The following is a 22,350-nucleotide window of genomic DNA, read 5'->3' as shown; positions in this document are numbered from 1 at the left end:
GGCCTCATCGCGGGCAAGCCACGCTCCCACATTTGGAATGCATTTCAATGTGGGAGCGGGCTTGCTCGCGATAGCCGCGCCTCGGTCTAGAGCGAAGCCAACTCGGTTTCAGCTTCCACGGCTTTCACCGCCTTCAACTGCCGCATCTGCTCACACCCCCACAACACCCGCTCCGGGGTCGCCGGCGCATCGATCTTCGGTTGATGCTTGTAGTCACCAAGGCTCGCCACGGCGTCCTTGATCGCACACCACGACGCGATGCCGAGCATGAACGGCGGCTCACCCACGGCCTTGGAATGGAACACCGTGTCTTCCGGGTTCTTGCGGTTTTCCACCAGCTTCACCCGCAGGTCCAGCGGCATGTCCGCCACGGCCGGGATCTTGTAGCTGGCCGGGCCGTTGGTCATCAGTTTGCCCTTGTTGTTCCACACCAGTTCTTCCATGGTCAACCACCCCATGCCCTGGATGAAACCACCTTCGACCTGGCCAATGTCGATGGCCGGGTTCAGCGAGGCGCCGACGTCGTGGAGGATGTCGGTACGGAGCATCTTGTACTCGCCGGTCAGGGTGTCGACGATCACCTCGCAGCACGCTGCACCGAAGGCGTAGTAGTAGAACGGACGACCACGGGCCTGACTGCGGTCGTAGAAGATTTTCGGGGTCTTGTAGAACCCGGTGCTCGACAGCGACACCTGAGCGAAATACGCCTGCTGGATCAGCGCTTCAAAGGTCAGGATGTGATCGCGAACCCGCACATGGCCGTTGTGGAATTCGACGTCTTCTTCGCTGACCTTGTAGTGCCTCGCGGCAAATTCGACCAAGCGTTTCTTGATGATTTCAGCGGCGTTCTGTGCGGCTTTACCGTTGAGGTCAGCACCGCTGGACGCGGCAGTCGGCGAGGTGTTTGGCACCTTGTCGGTGTTCGTCGCGGTGATCTGCACGCGGTCCATTTCCACCTGGAACACTTCGGCCACGACTTGCGCGACTTTGGTGTTCAAACCCTGGCCCATTTCGGTGCCGCCGTGGTTCAGGTGAATGCTACCGTCGGTGTAGACGTGGATCAGCGCGCCGGCCTGGTTGAGGAAGCTGGCGGTGAAGGAAATACCAAATTTCACCGGGGTCAGCGCCAGGCCTTTTTTCAGGATCGGGCTGTTGGCGTTGTAACGACGAATCGCTTCACGACGCTCGGCGTACTGGCTGCTTTCTTCCAGTTCGGCGGTCATTTCTTCGAGCATGTTGTGCTCGACGGTCTGGTAGTAGTGCGTGACGTTGCGCTCGGTCTTGCCGTAGTAGTTGGCCTTGCGCACCGCCAGCGGATCGAGGGCCAGGTGCCGGGCGATCGCGTCCATCACTTCTTCGATGGCGACCATACCTTGCGGCCCGCCGAACCCCCGGTAAGCGGTGTTTGATGCGGTGTTGGTCTTGCAGCGGTGACCGTTGATCGTCGCGTCGCCCAGGTAGTAAGAGTTGTCGGCGTGGAACATCGCACGGTCGACAATCGAGGCCGACAGGTCTGGTGAGCAACCGCAGTTGCCCGCCAGTTCCAGAGCGATGCCGTGCAGGCGGCCGGTGCTGTCGAAGCCGACGTCGTACTCGACGTAGAACGGGTGACGCTTGCCGGTCATCAACATGTCTTCGACGCGCGGCAGGCGCATTTTGGTCGGCTGGCCGGTGAGGTGCGCAATCACGGCGCACAAACAGGCCGGGCTCGCGGCTTGCGTTTCCTTGCCACCAAAACCGCCGCCCATGCGGCGCATGTCGACCACAATTTTGTTCATCGACACATCAAGCACTTCGGCGACCAGCTTTTGCACTTCGGTCGGGTTCTGTGTCGAGCAGTAGACGATCATGCCGCCGTCTTCCGTCGGCATCACCGATGAAATCTGGGTTTCGAGGTAGAAGTGTTCCTGGCCGCCGATGTGCAACGTGCCCTGGATGCGGTGCTCGGCAGTCGCCAAGGCACCGGCCGAATCACCGCGCTGATGCGTGTGACTGTCAAGCACGAAGTGGCGTTTGCGCAGGGCTTCAACCACGTCCAGCACAGGCTCCAGATCTTCATATTCGATGATCGCGGCCATGGCGGCTTTACGTGCGGTTTCGAGGTCTTTCGCAGCCACGGCAAGCACCGGCTGACCGACGAACTGCACATCATCGATGGCCAGCAGCGGGTCGCCCGGCAACAGCGGCCCGATGTCTTTCAGGCCTGGCACGTCTTCGTGGGTGATGGCGATGCGCACGCCTTCGAAGGCGTAGCAGGGCTTGGTGTCGATGCTGATGATTTTCGCGTGGGCGCGGTCCGACAGGCGTGCGTAAACGTGCAACTGGTTCGGAAACTCCAGTCGGTCGTCGATGTACTGCGCTTCACCGGATACGTGTTTGGCGGCGCTGTCGTGCTTGACGCTGCGGCCGACACCGGTGGTCAGGTCCTTGGCGAACAGTTCAGCCAGTTCGGCTTGGGTCTTCTCTACAGCGTGATGATTAGACATAAGCGGTCACCCGAGTCTCGATGTGCGGTGTTTGCAGTTCGATGAAGTATTTGCGCAGCAGGTTCTGCGCGCTGAGCAGGCGGTATTCCTTGCTGGCGCGGAAGTCCGACAGCGGGGTGAAATCTTCGGCCAGTGCGGCGCAGGCGCGTTCGACGGTGGCGTGATTGAACGGCGCACCGAGCAATGTTTTTTCGCAGGCGCTGGCGCGTTTCGGGATGGCCGCCATGCCGCCGAAGGCAACGCGGGCATCGGCGATCACACCGTTTTCCAGACGGATCTGGAACGCGGCGCACACGGCGGAAATATCATCGTCCAGACGCTTGGACACCTTGTAGGCGCGGAATAGTTGTTCGGCGCTGGCACGCGGCACGATGATCTTCTCGATGAACTCGCTTTCCTGACGCGCGGTGACCCGGTAATCGATGAAGTAATCTTCCAGGGCCAGGGTGCGCCGGGTTTCGCCTTTGCACAGGACGATTTGCGCGCCCAGGGCGATCAGCAGGGGCGGCGAGTCACCGATGGGCGAGGCGTTGCCGATGTTGCCGCCGAGGGTGCCCTGGTTGCGGATCTGCAGCGAGGCAAAGCGTTGCAGCAATTCACCGAAATCCGGGTACTCGGCCTTCAATGCTTCGTAGCAGTCGGAGAGGGCGGTGGCAGCGCCGATTTCCAGGCGATCGTCGAAACGCTCGATGCGCTTCATCTCGGCCACGTTGCCGACGTAAATCATCACCGGCAAGGTGCGGTGGAATTGCGTGACTTCCAGCGCCAGGTCCGTGCCGCCGGCCAGCAGGCGCGCCTGTGGATAAGCGTCGTAGAGGTCGGCCAGGTCGGCAACGGTCAGCGGCACCAGGCAACGTTTGTCGCCACTGTTGAGTTCGCCGATGGACGTCGGGGCAATCGCTTTCAAGCGCGCGATGGTGTCGGCTTCCCGCGCATCGAACTGGTCCGGTTGCTTGCCGCAGCAGGACTGTTCGGCAGCTTGCAGGATCGGCCGATAACCGGTGCAACGGCAAAGATTGCCAGCCAATGCTTCGTGGGCCTTGTGGGAATCGGGTGCATCGCTGTTCTTTTGCAGGGCGAACAGCGACATGACGAAGCCCGGGGTGCAGAAGCCGCATTGCGAACCGTGGCACTCGACCATGGCTTTTTGCACGCTGTGCAGTTCGCCCTGGTGCTTGAGGTCTTCAACGCTGATCAATTGTTTGCCGTGCAGCGACGACACGAACGTCAGGCACGAGTTGAGGCTGCGATAGCGAATGTGTTCGCGGCCATCGTCATCCGTTTGCAACTCGCCAACCACCACGGTGCAGGCGCCGCAGTCACCGCTGGCGCAGCCTTCTTTGGTGCCGGGTTTGCCCACATGGTCGCGCAGATAATTGAGCACGGTCAGGTTTGGGTCCAGGGCGTGCTCGCTACGGAGTTCCTGGTTAAGTAAAAACTGGATCACGGAAGGCCTCGCAGACTCATTATTGTTGTTAACCGACTTGAACCGAATTTAGCAGGTCTGACTTTTCGGTCAATGATTTTCTGACTTAAAGGTCAGGAAATAGCATTTTGTCGACAAACACTTCATTTCTTCAGTATTGACCCTCATGCACATGCCTGCTTTTTTGCTTGAATCGTGCCAAAACCGCCGAGTGGGCCCTGCGCCATGACCTATCAACTGGGTTACACTGCGCCGCTTGTGCAGATCGAAGAGTTTGAAGGACAACCATGACGTTCAAGGCGCCGGACAGCCTCGCCGAGCAAATTGCTCACCACCTCGCCGAACGCATCATTCGCGGCGAAATGAAGCCCGGGGAGCGCATTCAGGAACAGAAGGTCACGCTGGCGCTCAATGTCAGCCGCGGCTCGGTCCGTGAAGCCTTGCTGATCCTCGAACGTCGCCACCTGATCGCGATCCTGCCGCGTCGGGGCGCCCATGTCACCGAACTCACGGCGCACAAGGTCCAGAGCCTGTGCACGCTGATGAGCGAGCTGTACATCCTGCTCGGCAATGCCGTGGCCAACGGCTGGAAAGTCCAGGCCGACATGGCGCCGTTCGTGCAGATCCAGCAACGCCTGGCCGCCAGCTACGAGCGTCAGGACATCCGCACCTTCGTCGACGACAGCTTCAATGTGATGCGCGCCGCGTACCCGTTCGCCAACAACCCGTACTTGCAGGAAACCGTCGAGAATCTGCAGCCGGCCATGAGCCGCGCGTATTTCCTCGCCCTCGACCAGCGCAAGGCGTCGATGAGCGAATTCCTCGAACTGTTCGAGCGCCTGCTCGCTGCCGTGCTGGCCCGTGACTTTCCGCAGATCCGCGAAGTGCTGACGGCGTATGCCCAGCGCAGTTGCGATCTGGTGGTTTCTGCCCTGACGGACGCTTAAGCGTGCGGCTCAAGTGCATCAAGCTGGCGGGGTTCAAGTCCTTCGTCGATCCGACCACGGTGAACTTCCCCAGCAACATGGCGGCAGTGGTCGGGCCCAATGGTTGCGGCAAGTCGAACATCATCGACGCCGTGCGCTGGGTGATGGGCGAGAGCTCGGCGAAGAACTTGCGCGGCGAGTCGATGACCGACGTCATCTTCAACGGTTCGACCAGTCGTAAACCGGTGAGCCAGGCCAGCATCGAGCTGGTGTTCGATAACTCCGACGGCACCCTGCTCGGCGAATACGCCGCCTATGCGGAAATTTCCATTCGCCGCAAAGTGACCCGCGACAGCCAGACCACTTATTACCTCAACGGCACCAAATGCCGTCGTCGCGACATCACCGACATCTTCCTCGGCACCGGCCTCGGCCCGCGCAGCTACTCGATCATCGAGCAGGGGATGATCTCCAAGCTGATCGAGTCCAAGCCCGAAGACCTGCGCAACTTTATTGAAGAAGCGGCAGGCATCTCCAAGTACAAGGAGCGTCGGCGCGAGACCGAAAACCGCATCCGCCGCACCCACGAAAACCTTGCACGCCTGACCGATCTTCGCGAAGAACTTGAGCGTCAACTCGAACGTTTGCATCGCCAGGCTGAAGCCGCAAAGAAGTATCAGGAATACAAAGGCGAAGAGCGTCAGCTCAAAGCCCAATTGTCAGCCTTGCGCTGGCAGGCGCTGAACGAACAGGTCGGTCAGCGCGAAGCGGTGATCGGCAATCAGGAAGTCACCTTCGAAGCGTTGGTCGCCGAGCAACGCAACGCCGATGCCGCCATCGAACGCTTCCGGGACGGGCACCATGACCTGTCGGAGCGCTTCAATCTGGTGCAAGGGCGCTTCTATTCGGTCGGCGGTGACATCGCCCGGGTCGAGCAGAGCATCCAGCACGGCCAGCAGCGTCTGCGTCAGTTACAGGACGATCTGAAAGAAGCCGAGCGCGCGCGACTGGAAACCGAGTCTCATCTGGGCCACGACCGTACGCTGTTGCTGACTCTCGGCGAAGAGCTCGACATGCTCACGCCGGAGCAGGAAGTCACCAGCGCCGCCGCCGAAGAAGCCGCCGCCGCGCTGGAAGAATCCGAAACCACCATGCACGGCTGGCAGGAGCAGTGGGACACGTTCAACCTGACCGCCGCCGAGCCGCGTCGCCAATCCGAAGTGCAGCAGTCACGCATCCAGCAGCTGGAAACCAGCATGGAGCGTCTGGCCGACCGTCAGAAGCGCCTCGGCGAAGAGCGCGCATTGCTCTCGGCGGACCCGGAAGACGCGGCGATCATGGAACTCGGCGAGCAGTTGGCCGCCAGTGAAGCCACGCTCGAAGATTTGCAGGCCAGCGAAGAAGCCCAGGTCGAACGCCTTGAGCAACTGCGTCAGGAGTTGCAGCTCGCGTTGCACAATCAGCAGCAGGCGCAAGGCGATTTGCAGCGCCTCAACGGTCGTCTCGCGTCCCTTGAAGCCTTGCAGCAGGCCGCGCTTGATCCGGGCACCGGCACCGCCGAATGGTTGCGTGAGCAGCATTTGGCGGATCGTCCGCGTCTGGCCGAAGGCCTGAAGGTTGAGGCGGGTTGGGAGCTCGCGGTGGAAACCGTGCTCGGCGCCGACCTGCAAGCGGTGCTGGTGGACGACTTCGGCGACTTCGATCTGGCCGGTTTCGCCCAAGGCGATTTGCGTTTGCTCAGCCCGGCCAGTGATGGCGTGCGCGTGCCGGGCAGCTTGCTCGACAAGGTCGAGGCGCAGATCGATTTGTCGCCGTGGCTGGGCCAGGTCAAGCCGGTCGACAGCCTCGAACAGGCGCTGGCGCTGCGCAGTCAATTGACCACAGGGCAGAGCCTGATCAGCCGTGACGGTTACTGGGTCGGTCGGCACTTTTTACGTGTGCGTCGGGCCAGCGAAGCTGAAAGCGGTGTGCTGGCGCGTGGTCAGGAAATCCAGCGTTTGACCGAGGAGCGTGAAGAGCGCGAGGCCACGGTCGAGACCCTGGAAACCCAGCTGCAGAATCTCCGGGCGCAACAGCGTCAGCAGGAAAACGGTCGCGAACATCTGCGCCGACTACTGCAAGACGAAGCACGCCAGCAAGGTGAATTGAAAGCTCAGCTATCCGCCGGCAAAGCCAAGGCAGAACAGCTGACGCTGCGCCGTAAGCGCCTCGACGAAGAGCTCGCCGAGCTGAGCGAGCAACGCGCGCTGGAACACGAAAACATCGGCGAAGCGCGCCTGCAATTGCAGGAAGCCCTCGACGCCATGGCGCTGGACACCGAGCAGCGTGAATTGCTGCTGGCCCAGCGCGACAGCTTGCGCGAGCGCCTCGATCGGGTGCGCCAGGAAGCCCGGCAGCACAAGGATCACGCGCATCAATTGGCGGTGCGTCTCGGTTCGCTCAAGGCGCAACACGACTCGACGCGTCAGGCGCTGGAACGGCTGGAAATGCAGTCCGAGCGCCTGACCGAAAAACGCGAACAGCTCAGCCTCAATCTGGAAGAGGGCGAGGCGCCGCTGGAGGAGCTCCGACTTAAGCTGGAAGAACTGCTCGACAAGCGCATGACCGTCGACGAAGAACTCAAGACCGCGCAGATCGCCCTGGAAGACGCTGACCGTGAACTGCGCGATGCGGAAAAACGGCGTAATCAGGCCGAGCAGCAGTCGCAGTTGATTCGCGGCCAGATGGAAACCCAGCGCATGGAATGGCAAGCCCTGACCGTGCGCCGCAAGACCCTCGAAGATCAATTGCTGGAAGACGGCTACGACCTGCACGGTGTGCTCGCCACGTTGACGGCAGAGGCGAACGAGAAGGACGCCGAAGAAGAACTCGAGCGCATTGCCGCGCGCATCCAGCGTCTCGGCGCGATCAACCTCGCGGCCATCGACGAATACACGCAACAATCCGAGCGTAAACGTTATCTGGATGCACAGAACGATGATCTGGTGGAAGCACTGGACACACTCGAGAACGTGATTCGCAAGATCGACAAGGAAACCCGCAACCGCTTCAAAGATACCTTTGATCAGATCAATGGCGGTTTACAGGCGCTTTTCCCAAAAGTTTTCGGTGGAGGACGCGCGTATTTGGAACTGACGGGCGAAGATCTACTCGATACAGGGGTAACGATCATGGCGCAGCCGCCAGGGAAGAAGAACAGCACCATCCATTTGCTCTCCGGTGGCGAAAAAGCCCTGACCGCACTGGCTCTGGTTTTTGCGATCTTCAAGTTGAACCCGGCGCCGTTCTGCATGCTCGATGAAGTTGACGCACCACTGGACGACGCTAACGTTGGACGCTACGCACGACTGGTCAAGGAAATGTCGCAGACGGTGCAGTTCATCTACATCACCCACAACAAGATCGCCATGGAAATGGCCGATCAACTGATGGGTGTGACGATGCACGAACCGGGCTGCTCGCGTCTGGTGGCGGTGGATGTCGAAGAGGCGATGGCGATGGTGGATGCCTGATTTGGCGTCTGTAGGGCAAGTATTACGAGGCTGTAGGATGTTTTTACTGGCCCTGACTTGCTGGCCAATCGACATATTCGCTAAAGCCATTGTGACAGACGGTGTAAAGTTGCCTTTGGTCGTGCTAGTTTAATGTCAATTTTTCGTATACGTGGGCAAAACGCCTGTCAGAACATAGAGTTGGCGCCACGTTTTAAAGCGGTTTGCGAGTTGTAAACCCCTTATTTTTCAGCATTTTTTATAGAGGCACGGGATTACATGGAAATCGGTCTGCGCGAGTGGCTGATCGTCATCGGCATTATTGTCATTGCCGGTATTCTTTTTGATGGCTGGCGCCGGATGCGCGGCGGCAAGGGAAAACTGAAATTCCGTCTTGACCGAAGTTTGTCCAATCTGCCGGACGAGGACACCAGCGCCGAGCTGTTGGGCCCGCCCCGTGTGCTGGACACGCACAAAGAACCGCAACTGGACGAGCATGATCTGCCGTCGGTTAGCATGCCTGCCCGTGAACCGCGCGAATCGGGTTCCAAGCGCGGCAAGCGTGGCCATGGCGAACCGTCGCAAGGTGACATGAATCTCAGCCTGGATCTGGATGGTGGCCCGAGCTTCAGTAGCCGTGACGACGATTTCCCCGATGACACCAAGGCCTCGCCAGCGGTCACTGAAAAAGATCAGCCGCAAGCTGAAGAAGTGCTGGTGATCAGCGTGATCTGCCGCGACGCCGCCGGTTTCAAAGGCCCGGCGCTGTTGCAGAACATTCTGGAAAGCGGTTTGCGTTTCGGTGAGATGGACATCTTCCACCGTCACGAAAGCATGGCGGGTAATGGTGAAGTCCTGTTCTCCATGGCCAATGCGGTCAAGCCGGGTATCTTTGATCTGGACGACATCGACCACTTCAGCACCCCGGCCGTGAGTTTCTTCCTCGGTCTGCCTGGCCCGCGTCATCCCAAGCAAGCCTTCGACGTGATGGTGGCTGCGGCGCGCAAACTGTCCCAGGAGCTGAACGGCGAACTGAAAGACGACCAACGCAGCGTGCTGACCGCCCAGACGATTGAGCATTACCGTCAGCGCATCGTTGAGTTCGAACGTCGCGCGTTGACCCAGAAGCGTTGATTCGAATGATTGGGGCGGGCTCTTGTGGCGAGGGAGCTTGCTCCCGCTGGGCTGCAAAGCAGCCCCAAAACCAGCCCATCCGTTGTGTCAGATAAACCACGATTGCAGGATTTACGACTGCTCCGCAGCCCAACGGGGGCAAGCCCCCTCGCCACATAGTGCAAGCCTTTAGGCTATCGTGATTAGAAAATTGAGCAGCCTCGGCTGCTCTTTTGCTTTATGAGAGAACACCCATGACCGCCGCCAAAAACCGCATTCTAGAGCTGCGCGCTGAGCTGGATCAGCACAACTATCGCTACCACGTGCTGGACGAGCCGAGTATTCCGGATGCCGAATACGATCGTTTGTTCCACGAACTCAAGGCCCTCGAAGCGGCTAACCCTGACCTGATCACCAGCGATTCGCCGACCCAGCGCGTTGGCAGTGCGGCGTTGTCGGCGTTCACGCAGGTTCGTCACGAAGTGCCGATGCTCAGCCTCGGCAATGCCTTCGAAGAAGCCGACATGCGCGAGTTCGATCGCCGGGTGACGGAAGGCCTGGACCTGCCGGTCGGTGATCTGTTCGGTGGCGGTGCGGCGGTGGAATATAGCTGCGAACCCAAGCTCGATGGCCTGGCGGTCAGCTTGCTGTATCAGGACGGCGTACTGGTACGCGGCGCGACGCGTGGCGACGGTACCACCGGCGAAGACATCAGCGTCAACGTGCGCACCGTGCGCAATATCCCGCTCAAGCTGCATGGCACTGGATGGCCAGCGACCTTGGAAGTGCGCGGCGAAGTGTTCATGTCCAAGGCTGGTTTCGAACGGCTCAACGCCACCCAGCTGGAAGTCGGCGGCAAGACGTTCGCCAACCCGCGTAACGCCGCAGCCGGCAGTTTGCGTCAGCTGGATTCAAAGATCACCGCCAACCGCCCCCTGGAATTCTGCTGCTACGGCATCGGCCAGATTTCGGCCGATATTGCCGACACGCACATTGGCAATCTCAAGCAGCTCCAGGTGTGGGGCATGCCGATCAGCCATGAGCTGAAACTGGCGCACGGCATCGACGAATGCCTGGATTACTACCGCGACATAGGCGAGCGCCGCAACGGGCTGGCGTATGAAATCGACGGTGTGGTGTTCAAGGTCAACAGCATCGCCTCGCAGCGTGAGCTGGGTTTCCGCGCTCGCGAACCGCGCTGGGCGATCGCGCACAAATTCCCGGCCATGGAAGAACTCACCGAGCTGCTCGACGTCGAGTTCCAGGTCGGCCGTACCGGCGCTGTCACGCCGGTGGCGCGATTGAAACCGGTCAAGGTCGCCGGTGTCACCGTGGCCAATGCGACGTTGCACAACATGGATGAGGTCGCGCGTCTGGGCCTGATGATTGGCGACACCGTCATCATCCGCCGTGCGGGTGACGTGATTCCACAAGTGGTGCAAGTGGTGCTCGAACGTCGTCCGGACAATGCCCGGCCGGTACACATTCCCGAGCAGTGCCCGGTGTGCGGCTCGCAGGTCGAGCGCACGCAACTGGTCAAACGCAGCAAGGGTCGCGAGACCATCAGCGAAGGCGCGGTGTACCGCTGCGTCGGGCGTCTGGCCTGCGGTGCGCAGCTCAAGCAGGCGATCATTCACTTCGTGTCCCGTCGTGCCATGGACATCGAAGGCCTGGGCGACAAGAGCGTCGAGCAACTGGTCGACGAAGGCCTGGTGAGTTCGCCGGCCGAGCTGTATGCCCTGAAGTTCGACGACATTGTCGATCTGGAAGGGTTTGCCGAGGTTTCGAGCAACAAGTTGCTGAGCGCCATCGAAGACAGCAAAAAGCCGATCTTGGCGCGGTTTATCTACGCCCTCGGGATTCCCGATGTCGGCGAAGAGACGGCCAAGGTGCTGGCGCGTTCTCTGGGCTCGCTGGAACGAGTTCAGCAGGCTTTGCCGCATGTGCTCACGTACTTGCCGGATGTCGGTCTGGAAGTGGCTCACGAGATCCACAGCTTCTTCGAAGATGCGCATAACCAGCAAGTGATCAAGGACCTGCTCAAGCACGGCCTGCAAATTCAGGATCAGGGCGAGCTGGGTGCCGAGTTTGCGGCGAGCACCACGCTCGGCGGATTTCTCGACAAGCTGCACATCCCTTCGGTCGGACCGGGCGGGGCGCAGAAGCTCGCGGATCGATTTGGTTCACTGGAAGGGGTGATGAGCGCTGACTGGCTGGACATGCGTCAGGCGCTGCCGGAGAAACAGGCCAATTCGGTTCGCGAGTTTTTTGCGGTCGGGGACAATCGCCTGCTCGCTGAGGCTGCCGAGAAGCAGTTGCGCGATTTCGGCATGCACTGGCAGAGCGAGAAGAAGGTCGTTGAAGGGCTGCCGCTGGCCGGGCAGACCTGGGTGCTGACCGGTTCGCTGGAATTGATGAGCCGCGACGTTGCCAAGGACAAGCTTGAAAGCCTGGGGGCGAAGGTGGCCGGCTCGGTGTCGGCCAAGACCCATTGCGTGGTGGCGGGGCCGGGGGCGGGTTCCAAGCTGGCCAAAGCCAATGAGCTGGGGTTGAAGGTGCTCGACGAAGAAGCATTCGTCGAGTTCCTAGGCAAGCACGGCATTTCGGCGTGATGCCATTCGCGAGCAAGCCCGCTCCCACATTTGATTGCATTCTTGCAGGAAGAACTCGGTTAAATGTGGGAGCGGGCTTGCTCGCGAAGGCTATATTCGCCGTTGTGCAAAATGCGGGAACGATCGTTAGGCAATCATGATCTAGTCTTGGCAAGCCCCAGGGAGAGATCGCCATGTACCGCTTCTTCGAACAGCTCAGCTCTCGCATCGCCGCGCCCTTCATGGGCGATAACTCGCGCAACAGCAAGGTCTGGCAGTGTCGCTGCGGGCAGTCGCTGTTCTTTCGCAACAGCCAGTGCCTGGCCTGTTCGGCGGCGCTGGGTTATCAGCCTGAACAGAGTCGTTTGTCTTCGCTGCAGCCGGGTGTGCAGGCCGATACCTGGCTGCTCGATGCCGACCCGCAAGCCGGTGTGTTCCGCCGCTGCGCCAACCTCGATTCCCCGGCTGCGTGCAACTGGCTGCTCCCGGCCAATGACCACGATGCGCTCTGTATCGCCTGTAGCCTGAATCACACCATTCCCGACCTGTCGATTCCCGAAAACCACGAACGCTGGCGCAAGGTCGAAACGGCCAAGCGGCGATTGGTCGCACAGTTGGTCAGCCTGGGTTTGCAGGTGACTCCCAAAACCGTCGATGAAGAAACCGGTCTGGCGTTTGACTTCATCGGTGTCGACCTCGAAGGTAAATCACCGACCACCGGTCACGCCAACGGCCTGATCACCCTCGACATCAAAGAAGCCGATGACGCCCACCGCGAGCAGGTTCGGGTGCAAATGCACGAGCCCTATCGCACGTTGCTCGGGCATTTTCGGCATGAGGTCGGGCATTATTACTGGGATCGGCTGATCGCCAACAGTCATTGGCTGGAACTGTTTCGTGGACTGTTTGGTGACGAGCGCGCCAGTTACGCAGAGGCGCTGGAGCGGCATTACCAGCAAGGCGCGCCCCTCGAGTGGCGGCAGCAGTGCGTCAGCGCCTACGCCACCATGCACCCGTGGGAAGACTGGGCAGAAACCTGGGCGCATTACCTGCACATGATGGATGCCGTGGACACCGCACTGGGGTTTGGCATGAGTGCGCGGGAAATGGATTTCGATTACCAGCCATTCCCGTCGAGCACGCTCTACGTTCCTCAGCACCCCGGTGGCGCGGCGTTTCTGTCGTTCGTCAATGCGTGGATTGAGTTGGCGGGCATGCTCAATGAGCTGTCGCGCAGTATGGGTCAGCCGGATTTCTACCCGTTCGTCCTGCCGCCTGCCGTGATCGCCAAGCTGCACTTCATCCATCTGGTGATCCAGCAAGAGGGCGGCAGGGCGGATGAGGTGCTGCAGGACCTCTAGCGATCGGCGAAACGGCGTCCGCCTGTGGCGCGGGGATTCAAGGGGATTGCATGTCCTTGAAGCTGTTCATATTTTTTAATCCGCGCCAACGGTTGTAACTTCGTCTCAGATAGGTACAATGGCGCGGCTCGCCGTCAGGTGAGCGTCGTTATGGTGACCCCATCGGTCCCCCCGCAACGATTACCCGTGAACCTGGTCAGATCCGGAAGGAAGCAGCCACAGCGGGAACATTGTGTGCCGGGGTGTGGCTGGTGGGGTTGCCTCCATAACGCACCGCGAATCCTCTTTCGCGTTTTCTATCTGAAAATATTGTTGTCGTGCTGCCATGGATCATCTCCAGGGTGGTTTTTTGTCGTTTACGGTTTTCAGAACGAACATTTCACTTATGCAGCGATATTCACTGCTGCACGAAGGCTTGGACAAGGCCTGGTCAAGCTGCCAGCATTGCGCACCCTCGTTAGACTGGCGCGAGGTGTTTAAATCAGATTGATCTGCAGTCTTGCAGGGCCATCAAATGCGCGTCCGGGATGACACGCCATTCTTCCGCTAGCGACAGCGAGCCTGATTCATGGATGAGAAGTACCGCAGGGCTGTGGATGCCGCCGCGATTTTTTCCGAGACCGACCTGAGCGGCCGGATCACCTACGTCAATGACCAATTCTGCGCCGTCTCCGGCTATAGCCGTGAAGAGCTGATCGGGCAGAATCACCGTCTGCTCAATTCCGGCCTGCATTCCTCCGAATTCTTTTCTGCGATGTGGCGCACCATTGCGTTGGGCAGTGTGTGGAAAGGTGAAATCTGCAATCGCGCCAAGGACGGCAGCCTGTACTGGGTCGACAGCACCATGGTGCCGGTGCTCGACGATGACACCGGTCGAGTCGACCGATACCTGTCGATCCGGTTCGACATCAGTGAAAAACGCGAATTGCTGCATACCTTGCAATGGCGGGTCGGGCATGACGTGCTGACCGGGCTGCCCAATCGCGCGTACCTCTCGGACCTGCTGGATCAGGCGCTGGAGTTCTCACGGCTGGAAGACATCCCGTTGGCGGTGTGCATGCTCGATCTCGACGGGTTCAAAGCGGTCAACGACGGCTACGGCCATGCCAGCGGCGATGTACTGCTGGTGGAGGTGGCCAGGCGTTTGCGCGACATTGTGCGCGCCGAGGATGTGGTCGCGCGCCTGGCGGGCGACGAGTTCGTGCTGGTGTTGCGTCACGTGCGTGATCTGCCGGAATTGCGTGCGGCGCTGAACCGGGTGCTGGGTGCGATTTCGGCGCCGTACGTACTGCATGGCAAAGACGTCCATGTGTTCGCCAGCATCGGGGTCACGCTGTTTCCCCTCGACAATCACGATGCTGAAACCCTGTTGCGTCACGCCGATCAAGCCATGTACGTGGCCAAGCAGCGCGGACGCAACCGTTTCCATCTGTTCGACGTGACCCGGGATCAAGAGGTCAAGGCGACTCACCAGACCGTCCAGCGCGTGCGTCAGGCGCTGGCAGCCGGTGAGTTGCGCCTGCATTTCCAGCCCAAGGTCAACATGCGCCTGGGAGAGGTCGTCGGTTTCGAGGCGCTGTTGCGCTGGGCGCATCCGCAAAACGGCCTGATACGGGCCAGGGATTTCTTGCCCGCGGTGGAAGAGACGGACCTGATCATCGATATCGGCGAATGGGTGATGGATCAGGTCCTGGCACAATTGCACCGCTGGCAGCAGGCGGGGCAGTGCTGGCCGATCAGTCTGAACATCGCGGCACGGCATTTTCAGCGTGCGGATTTTGTTGACCGGCTCAAGCAGGTGCTGGCTCGGCACACCGAGGTTCCTGCACAAATGCTTGACCTGGAAATCGTCGAGTCGGTGGCCATTGAAAATATCCACCACGTCAGCGTCTGTTTGCAGGCTTGTCAGGCGCTGGGGGTGCAGTTTTCGCTGGGCGACTTTGGCACCGGTTATTCGTCATTGAGCTATCTCAAGCGTCTGCGCACGCAAACCATCAAGATTGATAAGACGTTCGTGCGCGACATGCTGGAGGATCGCGATGACCTGGCGCTGACCACCGCGGTGATAGGTCTGGCCCGAGCGTTTGGCCGGCAGGTGATTGCCGAAGGCCTGGAAAGCATCGAGCACGGTGAGTTGTTGTTGAAATTGGGTTGCGAGGTCGCCCAAGGCTATTTCATCGCCCGGCCAATGCCGCCCGAAGAGGTGCCTGGCTGGGTGGCGAGGTTTGTGGTGCCACCGCAATGGCAGGCAGTGACTACGGCCCTGTAGGGTTCTCGGGGGTGCCGATATAGAGCCGGATGATGTCGTCGATCTCCCCGGACATTTTCATCCGCAACAACGTGCGCAGAATGCGCTGCACCGGCACCTTGGGGTCGTTGCGCACGTAGCAACCGACATTCTGTTCCTGCAACACGGCCACCGCTTTCAATTGCCGGTCGGGCAGCAGGCGCTGATTGAACCAGTCCAGTGTCCATTGATTGCTCACGGCATAGCGATAGCGCCCGGCGCTGAGTTTTTCCAACACTTGTTCCTGATTGCGCGCGTCTTCGCGGCGCAGGCGATCGGCATCGAACAGGGGTTGCAGCGTCGGGTAGTTGTAACCGAGCACCGTGCCGACCGGTTGCCGAGGCAAATGGGCGGGTGTGACCAAGTCTGGCGAATCTGGCAGGCTGATCAACACGTCGTGCTGAAACCACAGCGGGATGCTCCAGATATAGTCGCCTGACTGATTCGGTAGCCATGACTGCGCGGCATAGCAGCGCACATCGACCTCGCCGTGCTCCATGGCGTTTTGCACCCGCGCCCGGGGCAGTACGTGAAATTCCGCCGGCACTCCAACCTGAGTGGCAAGGCTGAGCATCACGTCATACAAAATGCCCTGGGTCAGGCGGCCGTGATCCAGCTGCACCATCGGCATCGCCCAACTGTCGGGCACGACAAAACGCAACGGCGCTTCGGCAGCGGCGGCGCTCACACTTATCCACAGCAATGCCCCCAAGGCACAACGCATAAACGCTCCGGTACAGCTGAAACCCGAGCCAGTAAAAGCCCCCAAAGTGCAGCTTAGCCAGATTAGACGAGCACACCGGATGCAATTTTGGCCTTGCTCCGCTAGCATTAGCCGCTTCTGTTCCTTCGTTGCGACGGTTTTCGATGAGTTATCAGGTTCTTGCACGTAAATGGCGTCCGCGCTCGTTCCGCGAAATGGTCGGCCAGACCCATGTGCTCAAGGCTCTGATCAATGCCTTGGACAGCCAGCGGCTGCACCACGCCTACCTGTTTACCGGTACGCGCGGGGTGGGCAAGACCACCATTGCGCGGATTATCGCCAAATGCCTGAACTGTGAAACAGGTATCACTTCGACGCCGTGCGGCGAGTGCTCGGTGTGCCGGGAAATCGATGAAGGGCGCTTTGTCGACCTGATCGAGATCGACGCCGCGAGCCGGACCAAGGTCGAGGACACCCGCGAACTGCTCGACAACGTGCAGTACGCCCCGAGCCGCGGGCGCTTCAAGGTCTACCTGATCGACGAAGTGCACATGCTCTCCAGCCATTCCTTCAATGCGCTGTTGAAAACCCTTGAAGAGCCGCCACCCTACGTCAAGTTCATCCTGGCGACGACCGATCCGCAGAAACTTCCTGCAACCATTCTGTCGCGGTGCCTGCAGTTCTCCCTGAAGAACATGACGCCGGAACGTGTGGTCGAGCATTTGACCCACGTGCTGGGTGTCGAGAACGTGCCGTTCGAAGACGACGCATTGTGGCTGCTGGGCCGTGCCGCCGATGGCTCGATGCGCGATGCCATGAGCCTCACGGACCAGGCCATCGCCTTCGGTGAAGGCAAGGTCATGGCCGCCGACGTGCGGGCGATGCTCGGTACGCTGGATCACGGCCAGGTCTACGACGTTTTGCATGCGTTGATCGAAGGTGACGCCAAGGCGTTGCTCGAAGGCGTCCGCCATCTGGCCGAACAAGGCCCGGACTGGAACGGCGTGCTCTCGGAAATTCTCAATGTGCTACACCGTGTCGCCATCGCCCAGGCCTTGCCTGAAGGCGTCGACAACGGTCACGGCGACCGTGACCGGGTATTGGCGCTGGCCCAGGCATTGCCAGCCGAAGACGTGCAGTTTTATTACCAGATGGGCCTGATCGGCCGGCGTGATCTGCCGCTGGCACCAGACCCGCGTGGTGGTTTTGAAATGGTCCTGCTGCGGATGCTCGCCTTCCGCCCTGCGGACACGGCGGACGTCCCGAGGCAACCGCTAAAGCCAGTGGGGATCAGCCAGGCCACAGTTGATTCCGCAAATTCAGTGGCTGCCGCGCCGGTTGTTGCGCCGGTAGTCGCTGCGGCAGCTGCACCTGCTCCTGCTCCCGTTGTTGCCGTTCCAGTTCCCGCGCCGGAACCTGAGCCGGTTGCGCCGGTTGTCGTGCCTGAACCCGTGGTTGAGCCGGTAGCGGTCGAAGCTGTCGTAGACTTGCCGTGGAACGACCCAGTCGTTCCTGAAGTCGTGCAGCAACCTGCCGTCGAGCCGGTGCTGGAGACCGCCAGCGAGCAACCCGAGTTGCCGCCAATGCCGTTGCCGACGCCGGACAGCGTGGTGCCGGACGCACCGGAATGGGCCGCTGCGCCGATCCCGGAACCGTCGGTTGCCGACGTCGATGCCGCCACGCCGGGCATGGACCAGGACGACGAACCGCCGCTGGACGAGGATTACATCGAACCGGACATGGATTCGGCCTACAGTTACCTCGATGAACTGGCCAGCGAACATACCGCCGAGCCCGCGCCGGAACCGGAGCCTGAACCGGCGGCGATGCCGGCCACCGGTCTGGCGCTGCAATGGCTCGAAATGTTCCCGAAATTGCCGATCTCCGGCATGACCGGCAGTATCGCCGCCAACTGCACGCTGATTTCCGTCGAAGGTGATCACTGGCTGATGCACCTGGACCCGGCCCACAGTGCCTTGTTCAACGCGACCCAACAACGTCGTCTCAACGATGCGCTGAACCAGTTTCACGGGCGCACGCTGACCCTGAGCATGGAGCTGATCAAGCCCGAGCAGGAAACCCCGGCCCAGGCAGCGTCCCGGCGCCGTGCCAACCGTCAGCGCGAGGCCGAGGAGTCGATCCACGGCGATCCGTTCATCCAGCAAATGATGCAGCAGTTCGGTGCGGTGATCCGTAACGATACTATTGAACCTGTCGACGCTCTGGTCAGTCAGGGCTAATAACTGAAGGCGTTCGGTCAACAGGGCCGGACGCTGTTTAATCCAAGTACTTTTGAGGTGATTCCCATGATGAAAGGTGGCATGGCCGGCCTGATGAAGCAGGCACAGCAGATGCAGGAAAAAATGGCCAAGATGCAGGAAGAACTGGCCAACGCCGAAGTCATCGGTAAAGCGGGCGGCGATATGGTCACCGTGGTGATGACCGGTCGTCACGACGTCAAGAGCGTGACCATCGACCCAAGCCTGGTTGAAGGCCTGAGCGAAGACGACAAAGAAATGCTGGAAGCCGTCGTCGCCGCCGCCGTCAACGATGCCGTGCGCAAGATCGAAGCGAACAGCCAGGACAAAATGTCCGGCATGACCGCGGGCATGCAACTGCCGCCGGGCATGAAGCTGCCATTCTGATTCGCTAAAGCGCGTCGGATGAGCTACAAAAAAATGCCAGGCATCGCGCCTGGCATTTTTGTTTCTGCCTGATGTTCTCGTAGCGTCTGTCAGGCCGCCTTCGCGAGCAAGCCCGCTCCCACATTAGAACTCGGTAAAATGTGGGAGCGGGCTTGCTCGCGAAGCAGTCGACTCGGTACAACTGACGAAACATCGAACACTAAACCGCCACAAAGGTCTGCTCCCCTACACCACTCGATTCTCGATCAAAGGAGACGCTCACATGCCACAAGCATTGACCCTCAACCAACGTATCGTCCTGGCGTCCCGCCCGGTTGGCGCGCCGACGCCGGAGAATTTTCGCCTGGAAAGGGAAGCGCTGCCGGACCTCGCTGACGGACAGGTCCTGCTCAAGACCCTTTACTTGTCACTGGACCCGTACATGCGCGGTCGCATGAGTGACGCGCCGTCCTACGCCGCCCCCGTCGAAATCGGCGAGGTCATGACCGGCGGCGCTGTCAGTCGGGTCGAGCGTTCGTTGAATCCAAAATTCCAGGAAGGTGATGTCGTCGTCGGCTCCACCGGCTGGCAGAGCCACAGCATTAGCGACGGTCGCAACATCATCCCGGTGCCGTCCGGGTTGCCGAGCCCATCGATGGCCTTGGGCGTGCTCGGTATGCCGGGCATGACGGCCTACATGGGCCTGATGGACATCGGTCAGCCGAAGTCCGGTGAAACCCTGGTGGTCGCGGCGGCGTCCGGTGCAGTGGGGTCGGTGGTCGGCCAGGTGGCGAAGATCAAGGGTTTGCGCGCGGTCGGCGTGGCCGGTGGCACGGAAAAATGCCGTTATGTCGTCGACGAATTGGGCTTCGATGCCTGCGTCGACCACAAGAGCCCGAACTTCGCCGAGGAGTTGGCGCAGGCGTGCCCCAACGGCATCGACATCTACTACGAGAACGTCGGTGGCAAGGTGTTCGACGCGGTATTGCCGCTGCTCAACCCCAAGGCGCGAATTCCGCTGTGCGGCCTGATCGCGTCCTACAATGCCCACGAAGCCCCGACCGGCCCGGATCGCCTGCCGCAATTGCAACGGACAATATTGGCCAAGCGTGTGCGAATCCAGGGCTTCATCGTGTTCGATGACTACGGCGATCGTCAGCCGGAATTCGTCAGTGCGATGGCGCCGTGGGTGCGCGACGGCAAGGTGAAATTCCGCGAAGACGTGGTCGATGGCCTCGAGCAGGCACCCGAAGCATTCATCGGTCTGCTGGAAGGGCGCAACTTCGGCAAACTGGTGGTGCGGGTCGCGCAAGACTGAGTATTTGACGCTAAAGAGAGGCGCGGGTATAAACCGCGTCTCGTTGTTTTGTCGGACGTTTCCCCATGAGCTTCAGCCCTTTGATTCGCCAACTGATCGATGCCCTGCGAATTTTGCCGGGTGTGGGTCAGAAAACCGCCCAGCGCATGGCGCTGCAACTGCTTGAACGTGATCGCAGCGGTGGTTCGCGACTGGCGTCGGCCTTGAGCCAGGCCATGGAAGGGGTGGGCCATTGCCGTTTGTGCCGCACGCTGACCGAAGACGACCTGTGCCCGCAGTGCGCGGATACCCGCCGCGACGACACGTTGTTGTGCGTGGTGGAAGGGCCGATGGATGTCTATGCGGTGGAGCAGACCGGTTTCCGTGGTCGTTACTTCGTGCTCAAAGGGCATTTGTCGCCGCTTGATGGCCTCGGACCTGAGGCGATTGGTATTCCGCAGTTGATAGCGCGGATTGAAGAGGCCGGGACCTTTGCTGAAGTCATCCTCGCGACCAACCCGACGGTGGAAGGTGAGGCGACGGCGCATTACATTGCGCAGTTGCTCAGCAATAAGGGCCTGATTGCTTCGCGTATTGCCCATGGTGTGCCGTTGGGTGGTGAGCTGGAGCTGGTGGATGGCGGGACGTTGGCGCATTCGTTTGCGGGGCGTAAGCCGATAGCGTTGTAATGCCTGGGCTGACGCCTTCGCGAGCAAGCCCGCTCCCACATTTGACCGAGTCGTCCAGATGAACGCGGTCAAATGTGGGAGCGGGCTTGCTCGCGAAGGGCGCACCTCGGTTCACCTGATTGACACAATTCTGTTGAAAACCAAGCAAGCGCTCGGTTAACGTCGCTGAACCTTCAGTGGAGTTCGCCGATGCCTGCCTTTCAGGAATACTTCGATCCCAGCCACCAATTGGTCCGTGACAGCGTCAGACGTTTCGTCGAGCGTGAGATTCTTCCGGACATTGATCAGTGGGAGGAAGCTGAAAGCTTTCCCCGTGAGCTCTACCTCAAGGCCGGTGCTGCCGGGATTCTGGGCATTGGCTATCCTGAAGCGCTGGGTGGCAGCCATGAAGGTGATCTGTTCGCCAAGGTCGCTGCCAGCGAAGAGCTGATGCGTTGTGGCTCGGGTGGACTGGTGGCCGGTTTGGGTTCGCTGGACATCGGCCTGCCACCGATCCTCAAATGGGCAAGGCCCGAAGTGCGTGATCGCGTGGTACCGCAAGTGCTGACCGGCGAGAAGATCAGCGCCCTGGCGGTCACCGAGCCCAGCGGCGGTTCCGACGTCGCCAACCTGCAAACCCGCGCTGTGCGTGACGGCGACTTCTATCGCGTCAGCGGCAGCAAAACCTTTATCACCAGCGGCGTTCGTGCCGATTTCTACACCGTCGCGGTGCGCACCGGCGCGCCGGGGTTTGGCGGTATCAGCCTGTTGTTGATCGAGAAGGGCACGCCCGGTTTCACCGTTGGCCGTCAGTTGAAGAAAATGGGCTGGTGGGCGTCGGACACCGCAGAATTGTTCTTCGACGATTGCCGGGTGCCAGTGGGCAATCTGATCGGCGCAGAAAACATGGGTTTCGCCTGCATCATGGGTAACTTTCAGAGTGAGCGGCTGGCGTTGGCACTGATGGCCAACATGACCGCGCAGCTGGCGCTGGAGGAGAGCCTGAAATGGGCGCGTCAGCGCGAAGCCTTCGGGAAACCCATCGGCAAGTTCCAGGTGCTCAAGCACCGCCTCGCCGAGATGGCGACAGCGCTGGAAGTGTCTCGGGAATTTACCTATCGCCAGGCGGCGAAGATGGCGGCGGGGCAGAGTGTGATCAAGGAAATTTCGATGGCCAAGAACTTTGCCACCGACACGGCGGACCGGATCGTCAATGATGCGGTTCAGATTCTGGGGGGCTTGGGCTACATGCGCGACAGCCTGGTGGAGCGGCTGTACCGGGATAACCGGATTCTGTCGATTGGCGGCGGGACGCGGGAAGTGATGAACGAGATTATCAGTAAGCAGATGGGGCTTTAGCAGGCATAGAAATTGATG

Annotated in this window: 14 protein-coding genes and 1 other RNA gene; 12 read left to right on the top strand and 3 right to left on the bottom strand. The window is 60.3% G+C overall.

The genetic code is table 11. From position 1 onward, the window contains the following. Positions 1-86 precede the first annotated feature (86 nt). Both xdhB and xdhA read right to left on the bottom strand, forming a co-directional pair. Positions 87-2,486, bottom strand: coding sequence for a xanthine dehydrogenase molybdopterin binding subunit (gene xdhB / locus EAH78_RS08250; RefSeq protein WP_140667129.1), 2,400 nt, complete (start codon positions 2,484-2,486; stop codon positions 87-89). After that, positions 2,479-3,933 (bottom strand): xanthine dehydrogenase small subunit, encoded by a 1,455-nt coding sequence (gene xdhA, locus EAH78_RS08245; protein ID WP_140667128.1) that lies wholly within the window; start codon positions 3,931-3,933, stop codon positions 2,479-2,481. The genes xdhB and xdhA overlap by 8 nt, the downstream gene beginning before the upstream one ends. A gap of 266 nt (positions 3,934-4,199) precedes the next feature. Here xdhA and EAH78_RS08240 point away from each other — a divergent pair, with 266 nt between their 5' ends. The 7 genes from EAH78_RS08240 to EAH78_RS08210 all read left to right on the top strand — a co-directional run bounded on the left by EAH78_RS08240 (position 4,200) and on the right by EAH78_RS08210 (position 15,663). Continuing rightward, the gene (locus EAH78_RS08240; protein WP_140667127.1) at positions 4,200-4,859 is read left to right on the top strand and encodes a GntR family transcriptional regulator; all 660 of its coding nucleotides are present in this window, start codon (positions 4,200-4,202) and stop codon (positions 4,857-4,859) included. A 2-nt stretch (positions 4,860-4,861) separates the two neighbouring features. Beyond that, a complete protein-coding gene (smc, locus tag EAH78_RS08235) occupies positions 4,862-8,350 on the top strand; it encodes a chromosome segregation protein SMC (RefSeq protein ID WP_140667126.1) in 3,489 nt (1,162 codons plus the stop codon). A 258-nt stretch (positions 8,351-8,608) separates the two neighbouring features. Continuing rightward, positions 8,609-9,463 (top strand): cell division protein ZipA, encoded by an 855-nt coding sequence (gene zipA / locus EAH78_RS08230; RefSeq protein WP_027921742.1) that lies wholly within the window; start codon positions 8,609-8,611, stop codon positions 9,461-9,463. Positions 9,464-9,696: 233 nt separating this feature from the next. Next, the gene (gene ligA / locus EAH78_RS08225) at positions 9,697-12,054 is read left to right on the top strand and encodes an NAD-dependent DNA ligase LigA (RefSeq protein WP_140667125.1); all 2,358 of its coding nucleotides are present in this window, start codon (positions 9,697-9,699) and stop codon (positions 12,052-12,054) included. A 173-nt stretch (positions 12,055-12,227) separates the two neighbouring features. Beyond that, positions 12,228-13,394 carry a zinc-binding metallopeptidase family protein gene (locus tag EAH78_RS08220; protein ID WP_140667124.1) on the top strand — a complete coding sequence of 389 codons (1,167 nt, stop codon included), beginning with the start codon at positions 12,228-12,230 and terminating at the stop codon, positions 13,392-13,394. A 160-nt stretch (positions 13,395-13,554) separates the two neighbouring features. After that, positions 13,555-13,651: signal recognition particle sRNA small type (gene ffs / locus EAH78_RS08215), an RNA gene on the top strand. A gap of 311 nt (positions 13,652-13,962) precedes the next feature. Then, on the top strand, positions 13,963-15,663 hold the full coding sequence (locus EAH78_RS08210; protein WP_140667123.1) for a putative bifunctional diguanylate cyclase/phosphodiesterase: 1,701 nt from the start codon (positions 13,963-13,965) through the stop codon (positions 15,661-15,663). Here the strand turns inward: EAH78_RS08210 and EAH78_RS08205 are convergent. Beyond that, positions 15,650-16,405, bottom strand: coding sequence for a substrate-binding periplasmic protein (locus EAH78_RS08205; protein WP_140667122.1), 756 nt, complete (start codon positions 16,403-16,405; stop codon positions 15,650-15,652). The genes EAH78_RS08210 and EAH78_RS08205 overlap by 14 nt on opposite strands. Before the next feature lie 143 nt (positions 16,406-16,548). On the opposite strand from EAH78_RS08205, the gene dnaX reads away from it, so the two are divergent. The 5 genes from dnaX to EAH78_RS08180 all read left to right on the top strand — a co-directional run bounded on the left by dnaX (position 16,549) and on the right by EAH78_RS08180 (position 22,332). Beyond that, entirely contained in the window at positions 16,549-18,624 is a 2,076-nt protein-coding gene (gene dnaX, locus EAH78_RS08200) for a DNA polymerase III subunit gamma/tau (protein ID WP_140667121.1), read from the top strand. A gap of 66 nt (positions 18,625-18,690) precedes the next feature. Then, positions 18,691-19,029 carry a YbaB/EbfC family nucleoid-associated protein gene (locus EAH78_RS08195; protein ID WP_027921723.1) on the top strand — a complete coding sequence of 113 codons (339 nt, stop codon included), beginning with the start codon at positions 18,691-18,693 and terminating at the stop codon, positions 19,027-19,029. Positions 19,030-19,291: 262 nt separating this feature from the next. Continuing rightward, positions 19,292-20,326, top strand: coding sequence for an NADP-dependent oxidoreductase (locus EAH78_RS08190; protein WP_140667120.1), 1,035 nt, complete (start codon positions 19,292-19,294; stop codon positions 20,324-20,326). 65 nt (positions 20,327-20,391) lie between these two features. Further along, positions 20,392-20,994, top strand: coding sequence for a recombination mediator RecR (gene recR / locus EAH78_RS08185; RefSeq protein ID WP_140667119.1), 603 nt, complete (start codon positions 20,392-20,394; stop codon positions 20,992-20,994). A gap of 189 nt (positions 20,995-21,183) precedes the next feature. Beyond that, positions 21,184-22,332 (top strand): acyl-CoA dehydrogenase family protein, encoded by a 1,149-nt coding sequence (locus tag EAH78_RS08180; RefSeq protein ID WP_140667118.1) that lies wholly within the window; start codon positions 21,184-21,186, stop codon positions 22,330-22,332. Positions 22,333-22,350: the final 18 nt, after the last annotated feature.

Origin of the sequence: Pseudomonas arsenicoxydans (assembly GCF_006438915.1) — a bacterium.
Taxonomy (GTDB): domain Bacteria; phylum Pseudomonadota; class Gammaproteobacteria; order Pseudomonadales; family Pseudomonadaceae; genus Aquipseudomonas; species Aquipseudomonas arsenicoxydans_A.
Note: the sequence above shows the minus strand (reverse complement) of the source record. Positions and strands in the feature narration are given on the sequence as shown.